Below are 642 nucleotides of genomic sequence, written 5' to 3'. Positions count from 1 at the left end.
AAATCCCCGGATCAAAGCTTGCTTACAGCTCCCCGAGGCAGTATCGTTGTTCGCCACGTCCTTCTTCGGCTCCTAGTGCCTAGGCATCCTCCGTGCGCTCTTACTAGCTTAACCTAGTAACATCATCTCTTATGATTTTTCGCAAAGAAAATATCATACCTTAGAGAAAATGCGCTTTATTTCATCATCGAGAAGTTTTCGATTTCACTTCCTAAGAAGGTTCATCTCCAAGCTTCACAATTCGCTTTGGATGTTTCATTACTTTCATATCCAGTTTTCAAGGAACAAACAATCTCCTAAGAGAATTGTTGGTGGAGCCAAGCGGGATCGAACCGCTGACCTCCTGCTTGCAAGGCAGGCGCTCTCCCAGCTGAGCTATGGCCCCATAATATAATGGGTAACCGACTCAAAGTCGATATGGTGGGCCTTAGTGGACTCGAACCACCGACCTCACCCTTATCAGGGGTGCGCTCTAACCAGCTGAGCTAAAGGCCCGTAAATATGATGTTATACACATCGCTTGGCGACGTCCTACTCTCCCAGGACCCTGCGGTCCAAGTACCATCGGCGCTGGAGGGCTTAACGGTCGTGTTCGAGATGGGAACGTGTGGTTCCCCTCCGCCATCGCCACCAAACGATAGT

Annotated in this window: 2 tRNA genes and 2 rRNA genes; all 4 read right to left on the bottom strand. The window is 49.4% G+C overall.

The features are described 5' to 3' along the window. A 23S ribosomal RNA gene (locus tag AC1TPB_RS25005) occupies nt 1-114 on the bottom strand; the annotation flags it as partial. Between the two features lie 195 nt (nt 115-309). Further along, a tRNA-Ala gene (locus tag AC1TPB_RS25000) sits at nt 310-385 on the bottom strand. Between the two features lie 33 nt (nt 386-418). Continuing rightward, nucleotides 419-495: transfer RNA gene (locus AC1TPB_RS24995), tRNA-Ile, on the bottom strand. 23 nt (nt 496-518) lie between these two features. Beyond that, a 5S ribosomal RNA gene (rrf, locus tag AC1TPB_RS24990) occupies nt 519-635 on the bottom strand. Nucleotides 636-642: the final 7 nt, after the last annotated feature.

Source organism: Paenibacillus sp. Y951 (assembly GCF_056786395.1).
The sequence above is the reverse complement of the archived record's forward strand: the minus strand, read 5'-3'. Positions and strand labels throughout refer to the sequence as shown.